The organism is Streptomyces pseudoechinosporeus, from assembly GCF_054783935.1.
Window position 1 is genome coordinate 159,229 of the sequence record NZ_BAAGPS010000023.1, and the last position, 17,839, is coordinate 177,067.

Sequence of the window (17,839 nt, forward strand, 5' to 3'; positions counted from 1 at the left end):
GGTCCAAGGGGTACGAAGCTGTCGGCGGCCCCCGGTACGCTTCAGACATGAGTGCTGTTCCTCGTTCCGGAAGGCCGCCGGGCCGGTTCCGGCGGATGATCGACCGGCTCTCCTCGTCGCAGGAGGACCTGGAGTCGGAGGAGCTGCGCGAGGACACCGAGACCACCGGATGTACGCGTATCGGTGACGCACATGACCGACAGATAGTGACCGTTACTGGTACCTTGCGCACGGTCACGTTGCGCCCGAGAGCCGGTGTCCCGGCTCTGGAGGCCGAACTGTTCGACGGTTCGGCCGCACTGGACGTGGTGTGGCTCGGCAGGCGCTCCATCGTCGGGATCGAACCGGGGCGCAAGCTGATCGCATCGGGCCGGATCTCGATGAGTCGGGGCCGCCGGGTGCTGTTCAATCCGAAGTACGAACTCAGACCCCTCGGACGGGAGTAGCCGGTGACGTCGCTCGACAAGCCGACCGATGACGACGCCCATGATTCGCGGGCGGTGACGGAGGCCGCGCTCTTCGAGGCGTTCGGCGGTCTGCGGGGCATGATCGAGACGGTCCTGCCCGGCCTGCTCTTCGTCACGATCTACACGGTCAACAAGGACCTGCACTCCGCGGCCATCGCGGCCCTCGGCGTCTCCGTGCTGCTCGTCGTGGTGCGCCTGGTCATGAAGGACACCGTCAAGCACGCCTTCAGCGGTGTCTTCGGGGTGGCCTTCGGCGTGGTCTTCGCGATGATGACCGGCAACGCCAAGGACTTCTATCTGCCAGGCATGCTCTACACGCTGGGCCTGGGCCTCGCGTACATCATCACGACCCTCGCGGGCGTCCCGCTGATCGGCCTGATCCTCGGTCCGGTCTTCAAGGAGAACCTCTCCTGGCGGACGCGTAACCCGGGGCGCAAGAAGGCGTACGCGAAGGCGAGTTACGCGTGGGGGGCGATCCTGCTCGCCAAGTGCGCGATTCTTTTCCCGCTGTACTGGTGGGCGGACACCACCCAACTGGGGTGGGTCCTGGTCGCGTTGAAGATTCCGCCGTTCCTGTTGGCGGTGTGGCTGACCTGGGTGTTCCTGGCGAAGGCGCCCGCGCCGATCGACGTGTTCGCGGAGATGGAGGCGGAGGAGAAGGCCGAAGAGGAGCGCCGGCGCACGGCCGAGCGTTTCGGCGACGCAATGGAGCCCTTGGTCGACGAGACCCTCCAACGCCTCACGGACGGCCCGACGGACTCAGTCGAATCGGGCGGCCCGAAGCACCGCAAGCGCTGACGCTCGGATACGAGGATGGGGGCGCCCGGAGATCTCCGGGCGCCCCCATCCTCGTATCGCCGGAAATCAGCCGACCGCATCCTCCCGCCGCACCGACAACAGATCCTCCAGCTGCTCCTCCCGAGCCTGGGCCGCCACGAACAGCAGCTCGTCGCCCGCCTCCAAGGAGTCCTCCCGGGTGGGGGTCAGGACGCGGGTGCCGCGGATGATGGTGACCAGGGACGTGTCCTCGGGCCATTCCACGTCGCCGACCCGGGTGCCTGCCAGGGCCGACTCCGGGGGGAGCGTCAGCTCGACGAGGTTGGCGTCGCCGTGGCTGAAGCGGAGGAGGCGGACCAGGTCGCCTACGCTCACCGCTTCCTCGACCAGGGCCGACATCAGGCGGGGGGTCGAGACGGCCACGTCCACGCCCCAGGACTCGTTGAACAGCCACTCGTTCTTGGGGTTGTTGACGCGGGCGACGACGCGCGGAACGCCGTACTCCGTCTTCGCCAGCAGCGAGACGACGAGGTTGACCTTGTCGTCGCCCGTCGCGGCGATCACCACGTTGCAACGCTGGAGCGCCGCCTCGTCCAGCGAAGTGATCTCGCAGGCGTCGGCCAGCAGCCACTCCGCCTGGGGCACGCGCTCGACCGAGATCGCGGTCGGCGCCTTGTCGATCAGCAGGACCTCGTGCCCGTTCTCCAGCAGTTCGCCCGCGATCGAGCGGCCCACCGCACCGGCACCGGCAATGGCGACCCTCATCAGTGACCGCCCTCCTCGTCAGGGCCCTTGGCGAACGCCGCCTCGACCTTGTCCACGTCGTCCGTACGCATCATCACGTGCACCAGATCGCCCTCCTGCAGCACCGTCTGCGAGGACGGCAGGATCGCCTCGCCAAGGCGGGTGAGGAAGGCGACGCGTACGCCGGTCTCGTCCTGGAGCCGGCTGATCCGCTGGCCCACCCACGCCGTCGACGCGTGCACCTCGGCGAGCTGCACCCCGCCCGTGGGGTCGCGCCACAGCGGCTCGGCGCCCGACGGGAGCAGCCGGCGCAGCATCTGGTCGGCGGTCCAGCGGACGGTGGCGACGGTCGGGATCCCGAGCCGCTGGTAGACCTCGGCGCGGCGCGGGTCGTAGATGCGCGCCGCGACGTTCTCGATGCCGAACATCTCGCGGGCCACCCGGGCGGCGATGATGTTCGAGTTGTCGCCGCTGGAGACGGCGGCGAAGGCGCCCGCCTCCTCGATGCCCGCCTCGCGCAGGGTGTCCTGGTCGAAGCCGACTCCGGTGACACGACGGCCGCCGAACCCGGAGCCCAGTCGTCGGAAGGCGGTGGGGTCCTGGTCGACCACGGCGACCGTGTGCCCCTGTTGCTCCAGGGTCTGGGCGAGAGCGGAACCCACTCTCCCGCAGCCCATGATGACGATGTGCACGACCGTCCTTCCGGTATCAATTCTTACTGCTCATGGAGTTACTGCTCAGGCTGAACAAGGTCTCGAACAGGGTCTCAGACCGATGCCCAAGCTACACACGCGCGGTCCGCGGAGGGCACCCCCGTGCACGCTCGCCCGCCGCCTTGTCGCGATCAGCGGCGGCTGATGCTGCGGACGCTGACGAGCGTGAGGACACCGAGTCCGAGGAGTGCGGCGGCGGCGCCGATGAGCTCCGCGGCGGCTTGCGTCATGAGGTCTCCAGGAGGGGTGGGAGGCGAGGTTTTGTCATATAGACATGGCGGCGCCGTCGCTGCGGGAACCCGCAGCATCACCGGTCGCTCAATTCACTCGTAGAGCAGAGGTCGGGTGGCGGGTGGGCACCCCATACCCCGACCGCTTACGATCCTCAGCGTGTCCAAACTGACCGACGTGCCCAAACGCATCCTCATCGGGCGCGCACTGCGCAGTGACCGGCTGGGGGAAACGCTCCTGCCGAAGCGCATCGCCCTACCCGTGTTCGCCTCCGACCCGCTCTCCTCCGTGGCGTACGCGCCGGGCGAGGTGCTGCTGGTCCTGTCCATCGCGGGCGTGTCGGCCTACCACTTCAGTCCCTGGATCGCGGTCGCGGTCGTGGTGCTGATGTTCACGGTGGTGGCCTCGTACCGGCAGAACGTGCACGCGTACCCGAGCGGCGGCGGCGACTACGAGGTGGCCAACACCAACCTCGGCCCCAAGTCCGGTCTCACCGTCGCCAGCGCGCTGCTCGTCGACTACGTGCTCACCGTCGCCGTGTCGATCTCCTCCGGCATCGAGAACCTCGGCTCCGCGATCCCCTTCGTGATCGAGAACAAGGTGCCCTGCGCGATCGCCGTCATCGTGCTGCTCACGCTGATGAACCTGCGCGGGGTCAAGGAGTCCGGGAGGCTCTTCGCGATTCCGACGTACGTCTTCGTGACGGGCGTCTTCGCGATGATCGCCTGGGGAGCGTTCCGCGGCCTGGTTCTCGACGACACAATGAGGGCCCCGACCGCCGGCTTCGAGATCGAGGCGGAGCAGGAAGGGCTCGCGGGCTTCGCGCTCGTCTTCCTGCTGCTGCGCGCCTTCTCCTCCGGCTGTGCGGCGCTCACCGGTGTCGAGGCGATCAGCAACGGCGTCCCGGCCTTCCGCAAGCCCAAGTCCAAGAACGCCGGGACCACGCTGGCGATGATGGGCCTGCTCGCGGTCACCATGTTCTGCGGCATCATCGGCCTGGCCATGGCGTCGAACGTACGCATGGCCGAGCACCCGGCGACCGACCTGCTGGAGAACGGTGTCGCGGTCGGCGCCGACTACGTCCAGAACCCGGTGATCTCGCAGGTCGCCGAGGCCGTCTTCGGGAACGGCAGCTTCATGTTCGTGCTGCTCGCCGCGGCCACCGCGCTGGTTCTCTTCCTGGCGGCCAACACCGCGTACAACGGCTTCCCGCTGCTGGGCTCGATCCTCGCGCAGGACCGCTATCTGCCACGTCAGCTGCACACCCGCGGCGACCGCCTCGCCTTCTCGAACGGCATCGTGCTGCTCGCGGGCGCAGCCGGACTGCTGGTATGGGTCTACGGCGCCGACTCGACCCGGCTGATCCAGCTCTACATTGTCGGCGTCTTCGTCTCCTTCACGCTCAGCCAGACCGGCATGGTCCGGCACTGGAACCGCCACCTGGCCACCGAGCGGGACCAGGCCGTGCGCCGCCGCATGTACCGCTCCCGGGCGATCAACACCTTCGGCGCCTTCTTTACCGGGCTTGTGCTGATCGTCGTCCTGGTCACCAAGTTCACGCACGGTGCCTGGGTCGCGCTGCTCGGCATGGTGATCTTCTACGCGACCATGTCCGCGATCCGTAAGCACTACGACCGCGTCGCCGAGGAGATCGCCGCGCCGGAAGGACCGAGCGACGACGTCGTACGCCCCTCGCGCGTCCACTCCGTCGTCCTGATCTCGAAGATCCACCGCCCGACGCTGCGCGCCCTCGCCTACGCCAAGCTGATGCGCTCGCACACCCTGGAGGCGCTCAGCGTCAACGTCGACCCGGCCGAGACCAAAGCACTCCAGGAGGAGTGGAACCGGCGCGGCATCGACGTACCGCTGAAGGTCCTCGACTCCCCGTACCGCGAGATCACGCGGCCGGTCATCGAGTACGTGAAGAACCTGCGCAAGGAGTCCCCGCGCGACGCGGTCAGTGTGATCATCCCCGAGTACGTGGTCGGCCACTGGTACGAGCAACTGCTGCACAACCAGAGCGCCCTGCGGCTCAAGGGGCGGCTGCTGTTCACCCCGGGGGTGATGGTGACATCCGTGCCGTACCAGCTGGAGTCCTCCGAGGTGGCCAAGAGGCGGGCCCGCAAGCGGCAGGAGTGGAACGCGCCGGGTTCCGTGAGGCGTGGTCCCGCGGAGGAGCGGCCCAAAGAGCCCAGCACTCCCAAGGGCTGACGGACTCGTGTCGAACGGCCGGGCGGCGTCCACGTAGACTGGTGGGCTGTTGTCCGGCCGTTCCCCCTTTTCGCAACTGGAGTCACCCCGCCATGCAGGCAGAACCGAAGAAATCGCCGGCGGGGTCGCTCGTGGGGCAGGAGTACGAGGTCGAGATCGGGCCCGTCGCCCACGGGGGCCACTGCGTCGCCCGTACGTCCGAAGGGCAGGTGCTCTTCGTCAGGCACGCGCTGCCCGGTGAGCGGGTCGTCGCGCGTGTCACGGAGGGCGAGGAGGACTCGCGTTTCCTGCGCGCGGACGCGGTCACGATCCTGGACGCGTCCAAGGACCGTGTCGAGGCGCCCTGCCCGTACGCGGGCCCCGGCCGCTGCGGCGGCTGCGACTGGCAGCACGCCAAGCCGGGCGCGCAGCGCCGCCTGAAGGGCGAGGTGATCGCCGAGCAGCTGAAGCGGCTCGCGGGCCTGACGCCCGAGGAGGTCGGCTGGGACGGCACGGTGATGCCCGCCGAGGGCGACAAGCTGCCCGCCGGTGAGGTGCCCGCCTGGCGTACGCGCGTGCAGTACGCGGTGGACGACTTGGGGCACGCCGGTCTGCGGCGGCACCGCTCGCACGAGGTCGAGCCGATCGAGCACTGCATGATCGCCGCGCCGGGTGTCAGCGAGCTGGGTATCGAGCGGCGTGAGTGGCCCGGGATGGAGTCGATCGAGGCGATCGCCGCGACAGGCTCCCAGGACCGCCAGGTGATCCTGACGCCGCGGCCCGGCGCCCGTCTGCCGATCGTGGAGCTGGACCGGCCGGTGTCGGTCATGCGCGTGGAGGAGAAGGACGGGGGCGTGCACCGCGTCCACGGCCGCCCCTTCGTGCGCGAGCGCGCGGACGACCGTACGTACCGGGTCGGCAGCGGCGGCTTCTGGCAGGTCCACCCGAAGTCCGCGGACACGCTGGTCAAGGCGGTCATGCAGGGCCTGCTGCCGCGCAAGGGCGAGATGGCCCTCGACCTGTACTGCGGCGTCGGCCTCTTCGCGGGCGCCCTCGCCGACCGACTCGGCGACAAGGGCGCGGTGCTCGGCATCGAGTCCGCCAAGCGCGCGGTGGAGGACGCCCGGCACAACCTCGCCGCCTTCGACCGCGTCCGCATCGAACAGGGCAAGGTCGAGTCGGTCCTCCCACGCACCGGCATCACCGAGGTCGACCTCATCGTCCTCGACCCGCCCCGCGCGGGCGCCGGCAAGAAGACGGTCCAGCACCTGACGCGCCTGGGCGCCCGCCGCATCGCGTACGTGGCCTGCGATCCGGCGGCGCTGGCACGGGACCTGGGGTACTTCCGCGAGGGTGGGTACCGGGTGCGGACGCTTCGGGCGTTCGATCTGTTTCCTATGACGCATCATGTGGAGTGCGTTGCCATCCTTGAGCCGGTGGCTAAGGGCTCCTGACCTGCTGTTTTACGCGTGCGCATTATGTGCGGTGTGGGCGTTGCAGGCGATATCTTGACGCCGAAATGGCGCTCGTGACGCTCATTTGACGCTCGTTGATCTTGCTTACTGACAGTGAGTCAGATCGCTGGGCGGGCAGGTCAGGGCTCCGCTGAGACTCGATCAAAGCGGCACTTTTGTCGGCTGTGGTTGGCAGGGTTGAGGTGTCGGAGCCAGCTTGAGCATGGACCGACACCGGCGATTACCACGACGAGCGCGGGCTGAAGAACCGCCCGCCGGGAGATACGCGAGTGGTGCCGCTCCCGACGCATCTGGTGGCCCTGTGGCGCGAGCACGTCACCACCTTCGGCACGGCCGACGACGGCCGGCTGTTCTTCACCGAACAGGGCCGGATCATCAGCTACACCACCTACCACCGGGTCTGGCACGAAACCCGCGACCTCGCCCTGCCACCCGCACTCACCAGCATCCCGCTCGCGAAACGCCCGTACGATCTGCGGCACTCGGCGCTGTCCATCTGGCTGTGCGCGGGCGCGGATCCGGCCGAGGTCGCCCAGCGGGCCGGGAACAGCGTCGAAGTCCTCCTGAGCCGGTATGCCAGGTGCCTGTACGACCGGCAGTCCATCAACAACCAGCGCATCGAAGGGCTGTTGAGCGCCTACGACCAGCCGCCCGAGTTGGACGAGTAGCGCCGGGGCCAAGACGGTGACACGTTCGGGTGCTTGTCGCTTCGGTTCCAGGAGATCATGAAGGCAGCACCGTGAACGGCCGTACGTTTCTGCGCTGCTGGCGGTCAGTGCTGTGAGGTGCTGCCCATCTCCGCGGTGAAGACCACGGGGTCGCTGTCGAACCCTCGGACCATCTGGTGAAACTCCCATGCTCCGGAGGTATCCCGGGTGAACTCCGCGACGGTGGCGGCGGTGGATCCGGCGACCTGTGCGAAGTCGTCCTTGAGTAGCTCCTTGTACCCCTCGACGACCAGCACTCCGGCGTTCGATATGTCGCCGAAGGTCTTGGGGCCGCTGTTCTGGTGGATCGCCACGCCCACGACGACCCGTGCGAAGGAGGACGCGAGGCGATCGAGCTCCAGAGACATCGCTTCGACATAGCCGAAGCCCTGGCCGGTCTGGCTGTGGCGGCTCATGTTGATGGTGCCGTCCGGTGAGCGGCTGTCGAAGTGGACGACGTACGCCGGCCGCCCGTAGGGGGCGTCCGCCGAGTAGGTGGCAGCGATGATGTCGAGATGATGAGGCGGCTGATCCCAGGGACTCGGGTCCCACTTGAGCCGTACCTCGGCCTTCCCCACTTCCTGCTTGTCGCTGCTCACCGGATTGCTGCCTCTCCCTTATCAAGCCACCACGGGATGGTCCCCCGCATGGTCAAGTATCGCTCTTGGCCATCCTGTTGAAGCCTTGTGCGGCCGACTCCTTCGGCGGGCCGATGCGCTCCTCGGTGGCCCTGAAGTGCTGGCCTTCCGGTGCCCCGTGCACGAGCAGATCGGACCGAAGGTGCGCTTCCTCGCCGCCGGGAGTCGGTCAGACCGCCCCGGTATTGGTGCGCAGGGCAGGCAGCGTGTCGATGGCGCCGTCGAGGTGGCGCTGGTTGCCCATCCTGTGAATCGGCACGCGCCGAGGTGTGCGGGGTGGTGGGGGAGGCGTCGAGGTGCTGGGACCGCGAGCGCAGTGTCTGGCTGCAACAGCGGTCGGCCGGTGACGAGTTGGTGGAGTACGCAGCCCAGTGGCATGTCCGAGGCCGGGTCGGCGGACTGGGTCAGGGCGCGCTCGGGCGCCGGGCAGGGGCTGGTGTCGATGATCTCTCCGGTGGCGGTGAGGCCACTGGCTGCTTGGGTGGCGGTACGGGCCACGCGTTCGGCGGGCAGTGGGCTGGAACCGGTGAGCCAGCGGGCGAGGCTCTCGCCCTGGGCCAGCTTCATGACCGGGAAGTGGAGATCATCGTATGCGCCGAAGTCGAGGACACTGACCACATGCGGTTGGTTGTGCTGCCCCGAGGTGCGCGCCTCCAGTCGCAAGCGCGAGGTGACGAACAGCCGTCCGCGTGCCCGGTCGCAGTGACGACCGGGTGCTACCGCCCACGCCCATGGCCCAGCCGACTGCCTGGGCTGTCTGCCGGGTGGCCTGATGTCGTAGTGGGTGAATCGGTTCCGGGAACGAGGGGTCATGTGCCCCGCGGAGGTCTGCTGATCTTGTTGCGGGCCACCAGCTCCAGCACGACCGCGATTGCTGCTGCCTCCACTGCCAGGAGTGCGACCAGGACGAACAGCTGCACTGCTCCGGCCAGTAGGGGTGATGCGCCGCCGAGGAGCATGCCGATGAATGCGCCTGGCAGGGTGACCAGTCCGACCGTCCTGGTTTGGTCGAGTGCCGGGATCAGTGCCCCGGCCGCCGACGGCCGGGCGATCTCCAGCCGGGCTTCCCGGTCCAGGAAGCCGAGGGACAAGGCTGCTTCGACCTCTCCGTGCCGTGTCTCCAGTTCCTCCAGCGTGCGCCGTCCGGCGAGCACCGTCGCGGTCAGCGCACCTCCGATGAAAATGCCGGTGATGGGGATGAGGGCGATGCCCTTGACCGGGAGCAGGCCGATGGCCACGAGCAGCAGTACGACGGGGAACACGGCGGCGCCGATCGGTACGGCGGCCCACCACCAGGTGCGGTTGCTGGTGATCCGGCGGCCGGCCGTGCGGGTCGCCACCGCGAACATCACGGCGAGGAAGGCGAAGAGCAGCGGACGCGAGCTGAGCGCCCAGCCGATGACGAACGCGACCGCTGCCAGCTGCACAGTCGCCCGGAGTCCCGCGGTGACGATCGCCCGGGTGTGCCCGAGCCGGGCCAGTGCCGCCACCGCGGCGCCCACGACGAGCAGCACTGCGAGGGCGACGCCCAGCAGCGGGTTGACCGGGAGCAGGGTGGAGGCCGACGTGATCACGGCTTTTACTCCAAGAGAGTTGCAGAGGGGCAACTCATGGTTGCTGTATTGCCGGTTGAGGCCCAACGGGGCCCGACCACGCGGCGCCCGGTGGCCGGACAGGGCCTGTTGACCCTGCGCTGTCCACGTGGCTGTGCGCGGGCGCCGACCCGGCCGAGGTCGCTCAGCGGGCGGGGAACAGTGTCGAGGTCCTCCTGACTCGGTACGCCAAGTGCCTGTACGACCGTCAGTCCATCAACAATCAGCGGATCGAAGAGCCGTTGCGCGCCTAAGATCAGCCGCCCGAGCCGAACCAGTAGCGCCAGATAGGGCCGAAACGGTGACGACCCAGGCCAAGGGTGGCATGCGGGAGTGTGGGAAAGGTCGCCGATGTGGGGTGCGATCGCTGGAGCGCTGTCTTGGCGGCATGGCATTGAGGAGTGCTGTCAGGGCCGGGGTGGGGTTGGTCATTCTTTGAGCGCGACGAGGACGTGGCTGTCGCCGACTTGCCAGACCGGGGCGATGTGGCGAAAGCCCGCCTGCTGCAGCAGTTCGATATGGCGGGTGAGTGTGAGGTCGTTGTCGTTTCCGTAGTGGTTGCCGAGTGCTGCTTGTCGCTTCTCGCGTTGGGCGAACAGGTCGGTCAGTTCCGGGTCCTGAGCGGCCGCGCTCCACCAGGACTCCCAGTCCTCGTGGTCGCGTGTGCGTGATCGTTCGGCTCGTCGTTGCCCCACATGGGCGGTGAGTTCCGAGCACCGCCGGTCGTCCAGGGTGAAGTGGTCGCCGTTGATGAGGGCGCCCCCCGGTCGCAGCAGGCTCTCCAGCTGGCGGTAGGTGCGCAGCAGGGTCTGTTCCGAGAGGTAGTGGAGGGCGGTTGTCGAGACAGCTGCGTCCAGGGGGCGGTCCATGGCGAGGGTGTCGGTCCATCCGCTGTCCCCGATCACGGCGTCCACATAGCGTGCGGCTTCCGTGTGATGGGTGCGGCCGAGTTCCAGGAGCACCGGGTCCATGTCCACCGCGATGATCTCCGCGTCCGGCAGCCTCGCGGTGAGCCGGGCGGCCAGCGATCCCGGGCCGCAGCCGAGGTCGAGAAGCAGCGGTCGGGCCTCGTGGGCTGCGACGTGTTCGACGACGTCGGCGATGACTCTGAACCGCTCCTCACGGGCGATGGCGTAGTGCTCCTGCTGGCGTTCCCAGCGCTCCACCCACAGCTTGGCCGTTTCCATGCTTACGCCCATGGGTTCGCGTCGCCTCTTCCGTCTGTCGACCGCTGGCTACGCTCAGAACCTAGCGACTATTGGAAACGATTTCCATTCGTGTTACTGCTCCAGGGACGCCAGCACGGTCAGCAGGCGGTCAATCTCCCGCACCGTGTTGTACACGTGGAGGCTGACCCGCACCGAGCCGTCTTGCTTGTCCGTGCCGGCCTGGCACAGGTTGTCGGCCCGGACCATGATGCCGTGGCTGTACAGAATGAAGCCCAGGTCGTCCGACGGGATGTCGCGGTGTCGGAAGGTGACGATGCCGTGGCGCCGCTGCACGGCGGAGTCGGCGGCCAGACTGGCCTGGCAGCCGAAGATCTCGTAGGGGGTCAGGCGGCGGAGCCCTTCGGTGAGCCGGGCTGCGAGAGCCGTGGTCCAGCGTGCGATGCGGTCCGTGCCCGCGGCCTCGAGCCAGTCGAGTGCGGCCTCCAGGGCGGCGATGCCCACCGTGTTGGGGGTGCCGTTCCAGCCGCCGGGACGGAACCGCGGGCCGCGTCCCGGTGCGTTGCGGGCCCAGACGGCCCCGGAGCCGGGCAGGGCCAGCGCCTTGTGGCCGGAGAAGACCACGAAGTCCACGTCGAGCCGGTCCACGGACACGGGGAGATGGCCGATGCTCTGGGCGGCGTCGAGACAGATCGGGACGTCCGGGCCGACGGCCTCGCGGATGCGGTGCACGTTCATGTCGCTGCCGTAGACGTGGTGGATGTGGGTGGCGGCGACGAAGCGGGTGCGCGGGCCGATGAGCCCGGCCAGTGCCCGGTGGTCGTAGTCGCCGGACGACTCCTGGTACGGCAGTTCTCGCAGGTGCACGGTGATGCCCTGTCGTGCCAGCAGTCGCTGGGCCTCCAGCCAGGGGTCCAGATTCGCCCGGTGGTCGGCGAAGGGGACGAGGATCTCGTCGCCGTCCGAGAGATGGCCGGGGAGCCAGTCGCGGGCGATGGTCCGCAGTCCTTCGGTGGTGCCGCTGGTGAAGTGGACGCCCGAGCGCTCTGGTTCGGGGTCGCCGATGAACTCCTTGACGCGGTGCCGTGTCCGTTCCACCAGTTGCGTCGTGTGGTTGGCCCACGGGTAGCTGCCACGCCCGGCATTGGCGTTCGCCGTCGTCAGATACGTCTGTACGGCATCGAGGACGGCCTGCGGCTTCTGCGAGGTGGCCGCACTGTCGAGGTAGGACACATCGGGGTGTGCGGTGATGATGGGGAACTGCTGCCGCAGCCCCTTCTGCCAGTCGGCCAGCTCCTTCAGTTCGGGGCCGGGCACGGATTCAGTCCCTTACCAGCGGGGCGCCGGCGTCGCGCCACGCGACGATCCCACCGGACAGACTACGCACGTCGGGATGGCCCATGCGGGTCAGCAGCGCGGCATAGCGGGCCGACTTCTCGCCGATCGGGCAGGCCAGCAGTACCGGCTGCCGTTTGCTGAACGGCAAGCCACCACGCACGAGTTCCTCGAACAGCTCGTCGGCGATGTTGACCGATCCGTCGATGTGCAGCACGGCGTACGCGTGCGGCCCGCGCAGGTCGACCACGAGGGGCCGCGGCTGCCCGTCCTCGATCCACCGCCGCGCGTCCGCCGTGTCGATGACCGTGGCCTCCTCTCGCACCTCGGCGTCGGAGAGGGCCGCAGCGGAGTTCTTCCGGGGCGGCCGGCCCAGGAGCTCGGGGCGGCGCTGCCGTACGTAACTGAGATAGCTCTCGACACGGTCGCAGACGATGAAGACCGCCGTACGCCGCTCCGCCGCCCCTGCTTCTGCCAGTTCCGTGTCCACCGTACGGAGATGGCGTACCGCACCGTGATAGGCGGCGCCGCCGGTGGGTCCGGCCAGCATCCCGCAGCGGCGGATCAGCGTCAGCATCCCGTCGATGGCCTCATCAGCGGTCACCGACTCGATCGTGGCGTACGTCGCCGGGTCGAACAGGCCCACCTGGTGCACCTCGTCGATGGTGCGGATGCCGGGGATGAAGTCCGACTTGTGGGCGACGAGCCCGACCACCCGTACCCCGGGGTCCTGTTCGCGCAGTGCCCGGGCCACGCCGGTGGAGGAGCCGGCCGTGCCCACGCAGGCGATGAACCAGTCCGGCGCCCGCCCGTCCAGGTCCTTGACGATCTCCGGGCCGGTGCCCGTGGCATGGGCCTCGATATTGCGCGGGTTGAAGTACTGGTCGGTGTGCAGATACGCGCTCCCGTCCTCGGCGAGCGCCTGGTAGAAGCGGGTCAGCGGGTCGTCGGTGTCGGTCGGGTCGAGGCATTCGCTCTGCCCCGGCAGCTCCTCGATCTCCGCGTCCAGCAGCAGGAGCAGCTCCTTGATCTCCGGCACCCGCATCCGGTTGGTGACGCTCTTGAACGTGAGGCCGTGCATCCCCGCGAGCAGGGCGAGGGCCTTGGCCGTGTTGCCGCTCGACAGCTCCACGACCGTCGCACCGCGCTCCGCCGCCGAGGCCAGACCCGGGCGGGCCATGTTCCACGCGGCCCGGTCCTTGACCGAGCCGAAGGGGTTGAGCATCTCCAGCTTGGCGTACAGGTCGATGTGGCGCAGGCCGTGCACGGCCGGGTCGATCCGCACCAGCGGCGTGTTGCCGATGGCCTCCGTGATGCTGTCGTACCTCATGAAACCGGGTCCCCTCGCGTGATCGGCCAGTACTCCTCGTCCAGGCACCAACGCCAGGAGTCCCCCTCCCGTGTGGCGGCGACCGTGCGGGCGACCGGCTGCCTCTGCGCATGGTGGGCGTGGAAGTCCATCGCGTATCCGGCGGTGTTCGCGAACGCCAGCAGATCGCCGGGGCGCGGCAGCCGGGGCAGGGAGACTTTGCGGCGTGTGATCAGATCGGCCTCCAGGCACAGATTGCCGGCCAGATAGACCCCTACCGGCCCGTCGTCGGCATCCTGTTGCGCTCCGGGACGGGGCAGGAGGACCGGGTCGACGAGAACCCCGTGCTCCTCCAGGCTCACGTCACCGGCGTTCATGCCGAGGCGTACCAGAAGGTCGCCCGAGTCCTGGCCGGTACGGCGTACGTCGAGCACTCGAGCCAATGACAGTCCGCACTGGTCGACAAGTGCCCTGCCCGGTTCGCAGGCGAGGTCGTAGAGGTGCTCCAGGAGCAGGGTGGCCAGCGGGCGGCCCGAGGTGGGGGCGGGGTGGGCCAGCAGTTCGTCGAGGTATCCGGGTCCCGCGGTGGGACGGTGGGCCGGGTAGAGCGCCGGCGCCCCGCGCAGTGTGCCGCCCTCATTGCGCAACCCGTAGCCGTGGCCACGCCAGGTCAGGGCGGGGCGGGTCCCGAGCACGGCCTCGGCGAGCTCGGTGGTGTAGCGCTCCCACTGACCGGCGTCAGCGACATAACCGACGCCGAAACCGCCGCCGATGTCGATGACACGCGGGTCCATTCCGCGGGCGCGGCATGCGTCCATGACCGTGATGCAACTTTCCAGCGCGACGGCCTTCTCCGCGAGCCCGGTGGTGTCCAGGTGGTAGGCGACACCGGTCAACCGGACGGCGTCCCGATGCCGTTCGACCGCGTCGAGCAGGGTGTCGACCTCCCGCACGGATGAGCCGAAGCGGCTGCGCCGGAAGAGCACCCTCGTGCCCGACGCGGCGGAGGCGGAAGCTTCGAACTCCGACAGCCGCAGTAGCACGTCTGTCCGAGGCAGGTCGTACTCACGTATCAGCCTGCCCAGTTGGTCGAGCTCGGTGTGGGAATCGATGTTCACGCAGGCGCCGGTGCGGGCGGCCAGCCACAGGAACTCGGGATCCTTGGGACCGGTGGCCATGATCCGGTCGGGGGTGAAGCCGCACTCCAGGGCGTGTCGCAGCTCGCCCAGCGAGGCGACGTCGATGCCGACCGCGGCCGGGTCGGTCGCCGTCAGCCGCCGCGCCAGGCTGTACGCCTGGTTCGCCTTGTGCGCGAAGTACACCCGACCGGTGAGGTGGTGCTTGTGGTAGATGCTGCGGAACCCCGCGGCGTTCTCAACGATCCGGTCGGGCAGCAGCACATTGAGCGGCGAACCGAGGGCGTCGACGAGGGAGTGGAGGAAGGACACGTCTTCCAGCAACGAGCCGAGAGGTGGCTCCAGCCGCGGCTGCAGATACAAGGGCGCACGCACGGCAGGCCCCCTTCCCGTACACCGGCGGCTGCAGCCCCCGGCGGTCGAGCGACACCGTCGAGCGCCGGCAGCCACTCAGACAACCGTTCGGGGATCATCATTTCCCGTTGTATATGCCTTTAAGCCCTAGGAGGAGCCAAGGGTTTGGCCACCGCATAAGGTTTCTGTGCCGCCGTCAGTTCAGGAACGCAGCCCGCCGGGGCGAAGAGAGGGCGCGCAAGGTGTGGGGGAGCGTGCCACACGCCGTGTCCGGCACCTCGGCAGTGCAAGTGGTGAGGATGCGCACCGAGATGGCGTGGCCAGGGCTTGGAGGGTGGCGGCGACGGAGGCGGCGGTGGCCTCGTCGAGGTGGGCGGCCGCGAGGATGTCGCGGCTGCCGCCTCCGCTGCTGTCGGGCTCAGCGGCGTGCACGGGCCCTCGTCTCGCGGGGTGGGCGGACGAACTGGAGCTTCAGGGTGGGCGGGGGTTCGGCGAGGCCGGGGCCGCCCGCGGTGACCCAGGCGAGCAGGTCGTCGGTGCAGTCGTCGTCCAGGGCGAAGCCGATCCAGGTCGCCCGGCCGCCGGCACTTCGTCCGGCGGTGGAGGGCTGGACGACCATGACGTTGTCCCCCAGCCTCCGGCCGGGAGGTGCCCCCAGGTCGCACGGCCCGAGGCAGCCCGATGTACGGACGGTGAGGCGCCCTGCGGAGTCGGCCGCTGCCGCGCGCAGGCGGTCGAGCTGCCAGGCGTGGTCGGTGCCGGGGTGCTTGCGCGGGTTGCCGCAGCAGCAGCCGCGGCAGACGACCAGCGTGCACGGACGGTTGGCCACGCCGCCGATCGCCACCGTACGGCCGGTGGTGGTGGCGATCGGTGTCGTACGGCGGTTCACAGCGTCGTCCGCGAGGGCAGCCCGTGGGCCCGTACGCGGCCGTCGCGGTGGGCGGTGACCAGCAGATGCGGTCCGGCCCAGGCCAGCGCGGCGACCGCAGAGTCGACGTCGTCCAGTGTGCGCACCGGTCGCAGCCGACTGGCGGGCTGGTCGGCGGCAGCGGCACCTCGACGACCGGCGGCCTCGCCTCCACCGGTGCGCAAGTCGCCGTGATCGGGGGCATCGCCGTGGTCGCTCTGCTGGTGGGCGGTGGTGCGGTGTTCTTCGTACGACGTCGCCGTACCGTCCAGTGAAAGCTCCGCGTACGACGGACCGGCGCCTGGCAGCCACCCGGTCCGTCGTATGCGGCATTGTCGTGTTCGAGAGAATGAGGAGCCCCATGCGGGGCCATCCCAGACGCACCACCACCGCCGCGCTGGTCGCGGCGAGCGCGTTACTGTCCGGGTGCAGCGGACTTCAAGCCGGTTCGTAGGATGCCGAGTTGACGGTGTCGACGACCACCTCGATCGTGCCGCACCACGGCGACCCGCACTCCTATGAGCCGAGCCCCGGCGACGCGACCAAGGTCGCCAAGGCCGATGTCGTGTTCAGCAACGGGCTGCTGCTCGAAGAGCCCGGGATCATGAAGATGGTCCACACCAACGCCCAGAAGTCCGCGCCGAAGATCGAGGTCGCCGAGAAGCTGGAGGAGTACGGCGGCACGGTCATGAAGCTGGAGGGACCCGGCGAGCTGCGCGTGTATCTCACCGACACGCTCGGCAAGCCCAAGGTGTACATCGACTCCGCCGACGGCCTCGACGACGCCGACTCCTTCACCCTGCCGCCCGAGGCGCACACCCACGTCAACTGGGCGTTCAGCGAGCCCGGTACGTACCGGCTGACCGTCGAGGGACACACCGAGACCCTCGACGGGAAGACCGCGGAGATCGGCAGCGGCACCTTCACCTTCACCGTCGGCGACGACGCCGAGGCGCCCGAGGGAGCGAGAGTCCTCGACGGCGGGCACGCCGACGTCGCGCTCAACGCCGAGACCGGGAAGGTGTACGTCCGGGCCGACGACGACAAGAGCGGCGAGCCGGCCCGGCTCGCGGCCGAGGACGTGGTGCTCAACGTGCCCGACCGGGCCAAGGCGGCCGTACCGAAGGAGGAGCCGTACGCCTTCCTCGGCAAGGCGGGCGACGCGCTGTGGGTGCTGCCGCAGGCCGTGATCGGCAAGCATGTGCACGGCGACATGGACCCGCATGCCTGGGCGGACGTCGCCAACGCCGGGGCGTACGTGCGGCGGATCGAGGCCGAGCTGATCAAGGCGGATCCGGACGGGAAGGCGACGTACGAGAAGAACGCCGCCGCGTATCTGAAGACGCTCGGCGCCCTCGATGAGGAGGTCGCGCAGAAGCTCGCCACCGTGCCGGAGCAGAACCGGAAGCTGATCACCACGCATGACGCCTTCGGGTACCTCGCGAAGGCGTACGGCATGGAGATCGCGGGCTTCGTCGTACCCGTGCCCAACCAGGAGCCGAGCGCGGCCGAGGTGGAGGAACTCGGCGTCACCATCCGGGAGAAGAAGGTCCCGTCGGTGTTCCTGGAGCCGAACCTCACGGCGCGCGCCGACGTGCTCCGCCGGGTCGCCGAGGACCAGGGGGTCGGGATCTGCACGATCTACGGCGACTCGTTCGACGACAACGTCGACGACTACGTATCGATGATGCGGCACAACGCGACGGAGCTCGCCAAGTGCCTGGGGGAGGACGCCCGATGAGAGGCAAGCGAAGGGTTCAGCGGGTCGCCGTGGCGGTGGTCCTCGCGGCCACACCGGTGGGACTGGCGGGAGGCGGGGCCGCTGTCGCGGACGACAGTACGGCACGCACGGCAGGACCCGGACTCGGCCGGATCGCCTACGCGGACGGGGCGTTGACCCTGGATCCCGCGGACGGCGCCCAGGTGATCGACATCGCCGGCGCCGTCCTCACCGGACGCACCCGGCAGATGGGCTGGCTGCGCCGCCCGGCCGCGGCGGACCGGGCGGCGGTGGACGAAGCGCTGGAGCTGACCGGGCTCACCGAACTGCGCCGGCGCCCCGTCGGTGAGCTGTCCGGCGGCCAGCAGCAGCGGGTCG

General features: G+C 69.1%; 16 protein-coding genes and 2 pseudogenes. 9 read left to right on the top strand and 9 right to left on the bottom strand.

What is annotated here, in order from left to right; translation table 11 throughout:
• Positions 1-47 precede the first annotated feature (47 nt).
• Positions 48-446, top strand: coding sequence for an OB-fold nucleic acid binding domain-containing protein (locus ACYVO6_RS24135; RefSeq protein WP_461064388.1), 399 nt, complete (start codon positions 48-50; stop codon positions 444-446).
• Positions 447-449: 3 nt separating this feature from the next.
• Positions 450-1,265, top strand: coding sequence for a DUF3159 domain-containing protein (locus tag ACYVO6_RS24140; RefSeq protein ID WP_461064390.1), 816 nt, complete (start codon positions 450-452; stop codon positions 1,263-1,265).
• Positions 1,266-1,331: 66 nt separating this feature from the next.
• Here ACYVO6_RS24140 and ACYVO6_RS24145 read toward each other — a convergent pair whose 3' ends face one another.
• Both ACYVO6_RS24145 and ACYVO6_RS24150 read right to left on the bottom strand, forming a co-directional pair.
• Positions 1,332-2,009 (bottom strand): potassium channel family protein, encoded by a 678-nt coding sequence (locus ACYVO6_RS24145; protein WP_461064392.1) that lies wholly within the window; start codon positions 2,007-2,009, stop codon positions 1,332-1,334.
• Positions 2,009-2,680, bottom strand: a complete 672-nt coding sequence (locus ACYVO6_RS24150; protein WP_461064394.1) for a potassium channel family protein — start codon at positions 2,678-2,680, stop codon at positions 2,009-2,011. The genes ACYVO6_RS24145 and ACYVO6_RS24150 overlap by 1 nt, the downstream gene beginning before the upstream one ends.
• Before the next feature lie 411 nt (positions 2,681-3,091).
• On the opposite strand from ACYVO6_RS24150, the gene ACYVO6_RS24155 reads away from it, so the two are divergent.
• The 3 genes from ACYVO6_RS24155 to ACYVO6_RS24165 all read left to right on the top strand — a co-directional run bounded on the left by ACYVO6_RS24155 (position 3,092) and on the right by ACYVO6_RS24165 (position 7,265).
• Complete coding sequence (locus ACYVO6_RS24155) at positions 3,092-5,143, top strand: APC family permease (RefSeq protein ID WP_461064397.1); 2,052 nt, start codon at positions 3,092-3,094, stop codon at positions 5,141-5,143.
• A 92-nt stretch (positions 5,144-5,235) separates the two neighbouring features.
• Positions 5,236-6,576 (top strand): class I SAM-dependent RNA methyltransferase, encoded by a 1,341-nt coding sequence (locus ACYVO6_RS24160; protein ID WP_461064399.1) that lies wholly within the window; start codon positions 5,236-5,238, stop codon positions 6,574-6,576.
• Between the two features lie 293 nt (positions 6,577-6,869).
• On the top strand, positions 6,870-7,265 hold the full coding sequence (locus ACYVO6_RS24165) for a hypothetical protein (RefSeq protein ID WP_461064401.1): 396 nt from the start codon (positions 6,870-6,872) through the stop codon (positions 7,263-7,265).
• A 104-nt stretch (positions 7,266-7,369) separates the two neighbouring features.
• Here ACYVO6_RS24165 and ACYVO6_RS24170 read toward each other — a convergent pair whose 3' ends face one another.
• Both ACYVO6_RS24170 and ACYVO6_RS24175 read right to left on the bottom strand, forming a co-directional pair.
• On the bottom strand, positions 7,370-7,903 hold the full coding sequence (locus ACYVO6_RS24170; protein WP_461064403.1) for a TerD family protein: 534 nt from the start codon (positions 7,901-7,903) through the stop codon (positions 7,370-7,372).
• Positions 7,904-8,751: 848 nt separating this feature from the next.
• The gene (locus ACYVO6_RS24175; protein ID WP_461064405.1) at positions 8,752-9,516 is read right to left on the bottom strand and encodes an ABC transporter permease; all 765 of its coding nucleotides are present in this window, start codon (positions 9,514-9,516) and stop codon (positions 8,752-8,754) included.
• A 116-nt stretch (positions 9,517-9,632) separates the two neighbouring features.
• Between ACYVO6_RS24175 and ACYVO6_RS24180 the strand changes: the two are divergent.
• Positions 9,633-9,788: pseudogene (locus tag ACYVO6_RS24180) on the top strand (tyrosine-type recombinase/integrase); the annotation flags it as partial.
• A 174-nt stretch (positions 9,789-9,962) separates the two neighbouring features.
• On the opposite strand, the gene ACYVO6_RS24185 reads toward ACYVO6_RS24180, so the two are convergent.
• The 5 genes from ACYVO6_RS24185 to ACYVO6_RS24205 all read right to left on the bottom strand — a co-directional run bounded on the left by ACYVO6_RS24185 (position 9,963) and on the right by ACYVO6_RS24205 (position 15,723).
• Positions 9,963-10,733, bottom strand: coding sequence for a class I SAM-dependent methyltransferase (locus ACYVO6_RS24185; RefSeq protein WP_461064407.1), 771 nt, complete (start codon positions 10,731-10,733; stop codon positions 9,963-9,965).
• Positions 10,734-10,814: 81 nt separating this feature from the next.
• Positions 10,815-12,017 (bottom strand): aminotransferase class V-fold PLP-dependent enzyme, encoded by a 1,203-nt coding sequence (locus ACYVO6_RS24190; RefSeq protein WP_461064409.1) that lies wholly within the window; start codon positions 12,015-12,017, stop codon positions 10,815-10,817.
• Positions 12,018-12,021: 4 nt separating this feature from the next.
• Positions 12,022-13,365 carry a pyridoxal-phosphate dependent enzyme gene (locus ACYVO6_RS24195; protein WP_461064411.1) on the bottom strand — a complete coding sequence of 448 codons (1,344 nt, stop codon included), beginning with the start codon at positions 13,363-13,365 and terminating at the stop codon, positions 12,022-12,024.
• Positions 13,362-14,855 (bottom strand): Y4yA family PLP-dependent enzyme, encoded by a 1,494-nt coding sequence (locus tag ACYVO6_RS24200; protein ID WP_461064413.1) that lies wholly within the window; start codon positions 14,853-14,855, stop codon positions 13,362-13,364. Before ACYVO6_RS24200 ends, ACYVO6_RS24195 begins: the two co-directional genes overlap by 4 nt.
• Positions 14,856-15,252: 397 nt before the next feature.
• Positions 15,253-15,723, bottom strand: a complete 471-nt coding sequence (locus tag ACYVO6_RS24205) for a (2Fe-2S) ferredoxin domain-containing protein (RefSeq protein ID WP_461064415.1) — start codon at positions 15,721-15,723, stop codon at positions 15,253-15,255.
• 23 nt (positions 15,724-15,746) lie between these two features.
• Between ACYVO6_RS24205 and ACYVO6_RS24210 the strand changes: the two genes are divergently transcribed.
• The 3 genes and pseudogenes from ACYVO6_RS24210 to ACYVO6_RS24220 all read left to right on the top strand — a co-directional run.
• Entirely contained in the window at positions 15,747-16,016 is a 270-nt protein-coding gene (locus ACYVO6_RS24210; RefSeq protein ID WP_461064417.1) for an LPXTG cell wall anchor domain-containing protein, read from the top strand.
• 194 nt (positions 16,017-16,210) lie between these two features.
• On the top strand, positions 16,211-17,482 hold the full coding sequence (locus tag ACYVO6_RS24215) for an anchored repeat ABC transporter, substrate-binding protein (protein WP_461064870.1): 1,272 nt from the start codon (positions 16,211-16,213) through the stop codon (positions 17,480-17,482).
• A pseudogene (locus ACYVO6_RS24220) lies at positions 17,479-17,839 on the top strand (hypothetical protein); the annotation flags it as partial. The gene ACYVO6_RS24215 and the pseudogene ACYVO6_RS24220, both read left to right, overlap by 4 nt.